5 protein-coding genes are annotated in these 3,603 nt (G+C 36.8%); all 5 read left to right on the forward strand.

Features of this window, described 5'->3' with window-relative positions:
• On the forward strand, positions 1-653 hold a 653-nt coding region (locus tag ACIQ32_RS11430; protein ID WP_396195819.1), incomplete at its 5' end, for a protoheme IX farnesyltransferase.
• A gap of 2 nt (positions 654-655) precedes the next feature.
• Positions 656-1,243, forward strand: coding sequence for a heme-copper oxidase subunit III (locus tag ACIQ32_RS11435; RefSeq protein ID WP_396195820.1), 588 nt, complete (start codon positions 656-658; stop codon positions 1,241-1,243).
• 43 nt (positions 1,244-1,286) lie between these two features.
• Positions 1,287-2,315 carry a cytochrome c oxidase subunit 3 gene (locus tag ACIQ32_RS11440; protein WP_396195821.1) on the forward strand — a complete coding sequence of 343 codons (1,029 nt, stop codon included), beginning with the start codon at positions 1,287-1,289 and terminating at the stop codon, positions 2,313-2,315.
• Positions 2,316-2,337: 22 nt separating this feature from the next.
• The gene (locus ACIQ32_RS11445) at positions 2,338-2,694 is read left to right on the forward strand and encodes a cytochrome C oxidase subunit IV family protein (protein WP_396195822.1); all 357 of its coding nucleotides are present in this window, start codon (positions 2,338-2,340) and stop codon (positions 2,692-2,694) included.
• A 78-nt stretch (positions 2,695-2,772) separates the two neighbouring features.
• Positions 2,773-3,429 (forward strand): SPOR domain-containing protein, encoded by a 657-nt coding sequence (locus ACIQ32_RS11450; protein WP_396195823.1) that lies wholly within the window; start codon positions 2,773-2,775, stop codon positions 3,427-3,429.
• Positions 3,430-3,603 lie beyond the last annotated feature (174 nt).

Below are 3,603 nucleotides of genomic sequence, written 5' to 3' on the forward strand. Positions count from 1 at the left end.
CCAAAAACCGTCCTGTGGCATCAGGCAGAATGGCGCCGAATCGCGCATTGTTTGCAGCCAGTTTGCTAACAATAGTTGGTTTGGTTTTGTTGTATCTGATTAATCCGAAGTCTGCCATGTTTGGTGCTATTTCCATTTTTTTATACACCAGTGTTTACACGCCTTTGAAAACGGTTACTCCGCTATCGGTTTTTGTAGGTGCATTTCCGGGAGCGATTCCCTTTATGTTAGGTTGGGTGGCTGCTACGAATCATTTTGGGATTGAGGCGGGAACGCTTTTCTTGATACAGTTTTTTTGGCAGTTTCCTCATTTTTGGGCCATTGGATGGTTTTTGTATGAGGATTATGAAAAGGCCGGATTTTTTATGTTGCCTACCGGTAAGAAAGATTCGTCAACAGCCTTGCAAACCATATTGTATTCGGTTTGGTTGTTAGTGGCGTCTTTGTTGCCTTGTTTGGGTTATACCGGAAAGTTATTCCTTTCGCCGATTGCGGCAGGATTAGTATTTTTGTTAGGGCTTTGGGTTATTTTTTACGCCATCAAATTATACCAATTGAGAACAGCTAAAGCCGCCAGAACGCTAATGTTGGTTAGTGTTTCTTATATTACGTTGTTACAAATAGTTTATATAACAGATAAATTTTTAAGATAGTTATGGCAACAATTATGTCGATAGACGAACACCAAGCCAGAAAGGCACGTTCCCAAAAATTACTGTTGTGGTTTGCTATGGCCAGTATGACCATGATGTTTGCCGGAATTACCAGTGCTTTTGTAGTGAGTAAGTCGAGAGAAGATTGGATGAAAGATTTTCAATTTCCTTCCGCTTTTTATTTTAGCACTTTGGCTATAGTGCTTTGCAGTGTGACATTTCACTTGGCGCAAAAGGCCATTCAAAAAGACAACAGAAGTTTGGTTTCAAGTTTGCTTTTAGCCACTTTAGGATTAGGAATAGCGTTTGTGGCTTTGCAGTTTGCTGGCTTTGGCCAACTGATTGAGCAAGGGTATTACTTTACCGGACCGGAGAGTAACATTGCTACCACTTTTCTTTACGTGATTGCTGTGGTACACATGGCGCACCTTGCCGGAGGAATTATTTCGCTTTTAATCATAATTTATAATCATTTTAAACAAAAATACAATTCAACTCAATTCCTTGGCATTGAGCTAGGTGCGATGTATTGGCACTTTCTCGATTTCTTGTGGATTTGTTTGTTTTTATTTTTATATTTCTTTAAATAAGAAAAAAAATCTAAATTTGGGAACTTTTTAACTAATAACTTTTATGGGAGCTACAGTTACTACTGCAAATACAAACGAAAATACTTGGGGTGGCGGAAACGAGCCAATGGGTGCCAGTTATGGTAAATTGATGATGTGGTTTTTTATCGTATCGGATGCCTTGACATTCTCGGGTTTCCTTGCTGCTTACGGATTTTCAAGATTTAAATTTATTGACAATTGGCCTATAGCCGATGAGGTATTTACTCACTTTCCGTTCATGCACGGCGTAGATGCTCCGATGTATTACGTAGCATTAATGACGTTTATCTTGATTTTTTCTTCTGTTACTATGGTTTTAGCTGTTGATGCCGGACACCAAATGAAGCAGAAAAAAGTGGCTTTCTACATGTTGCTGACTATCATCGGAGGTTTAATTTTCGTTGGTTCTCAAGCATGGGAATGGAAAAACTTCATCAAAGGAGAATATGGTGCTATCGAAACTAAAGGAGGAAGTATCATTCAATTCGTTGATAAAACCGGTAAAAGAGTTAAATTAGAAGAGTTTGCTGCGGTTTTACCGGAAGCAAGAGAGCAACACAAAAGAAGTAATGGTATTTGGTTCGAAGGAGAATCAGCATTGCCAACTTATTCAGTAGCAGAAGTGCAAGCCGGTTTCAAAGCACACCCTGATTTATTGGTAAGAACTGAAAAAATTTACAGAGATACTCCAGAAGATAAGGCTAACAAAGATTTACAACAAGGCTTAAACAAAAACAAACACCGTGAAATTTTAACCAGAGAAGCTTCCGAAGCTATGGTGGCTAATGCCTATTTGGTGGTTGAAGGGGCTAATCTAGAAAGAAATGAATACGGAAGTAAATTGTTTGCCGATTTCTTTTTCTTTATTACCGGATTCCACGGATTCCACGTTTTCTCCGGAGTAATCATCAACATTATTATTTATTTCAATGTTCTTTTAGGAACTTACGAAAGAAGAAAGAATTATGAAATGGTAGAAAAAGTTGGGCTTTATTGGCACTTCGTTGATTTAGTTTGGGTATTCGTATTTACCTTCTTCTACTTAGTTTAATCACTGTAATACATAGTATATTATGTCACACGCACACGAACATGTATCCAATACATCCAGAATTTGGAAAGTTTTTATCTTATTGTCTATAGTAACTATAGTTGAAGTTGCTCTTGGGATTGTAAGACCTGAAGTTTTATTCATGAATAATTTTTTAAGCATGAACTTGCTTAACTGGATTTTCATCATTTTAACATTATACAAAGCTTACTATATTGTTTGGGCTTTCATGCACATGGAAGGTGAAAAAAGCAGTTTGCGATGGGCTGTTGTAGCAACAGTAATATTCCTTGTTTTATACCTTGTTTTCATCCTGTTAGTTGAAGCAGATTATGTATATGAGGTTTTTAAAAATTCTACCATTAAATGGAATTTTTAACACTATTTTAATTCAAAAAAAAGGGTACGCATTGCGTACCTTTTTTTATTTTTGTAATGCTATTATTTTAGTTCAAACATGAAAAAGAATCTCGTCCTTTTCGTTCTGTTTATCTTGCCCATAGTTGCTTATCTTTTCTTTGCTTCCGGGGTCAATAGTTTTATTACCTTGCCTACAATTACAGCCGGTATTCCCGATATTAATTCGGAATGGACTTCTTTAAAAGGGGAAAAGGTAACCTTAAACAATAAAATAACTATTCTAGGTTTTCCCGGGCAAGATATAATGACTAACAGCGGAAACTTCTTTACGCTGAATCAAAAAATTTACAACAAATACCTTGAGTTTAAAGATTTTCAAATGGTTTTTGTTGCCCCTGATGGCAGTCAGCAACAAGCCGAAAAACTTTTAAAAGAGTTAGGAAAGATCACCAATGTGTCCGGATATCATTTTGTTTTTGCTGCACCCGAAGCCATTGAAGCTTACCACAAAAATCTTAAACTACTCGGAAAGTTAGATGAAAAAGCCGGTACTCCTTATGTTTACATCATCGACAAAAAGAGAAACCTGCGCGGCAGAAAAGGCAAAAGCGAACAAGGCGAACCGGAGTATAAAGAAGGGTATAATACCACTTCAGCCTCTGATTTACACAATGATATGATGGATGATGTTAAAATTATACTGGCTGAATATCGTTTGGCTTTGAAACGCAATAACGCAAATAGAAAAATCTAGGATGAAGAACAAATCTTACATAGGACTTTCATTTATAGTGTTGATTTTTGGAATCATTTTTATCCCGAAGATTATCAACAGAATTAAAAATAATACAGTGGTGCAAGGCGACCGTATAGACGCAGTTTCTAATCACAAGAATACAGAAACTGATTTACTCACCTTAGGCAAAGC

The sequence above is a fragment of the Flavobacterium sp. genome (assembly GCF_044373165.1).
Taxonomy (GTDB): domain Bacteria; phylum Bacteroidota; class Bacteroidia; order Flavobacteriales; family Flavobacteriaceae; genus Flavobacterium.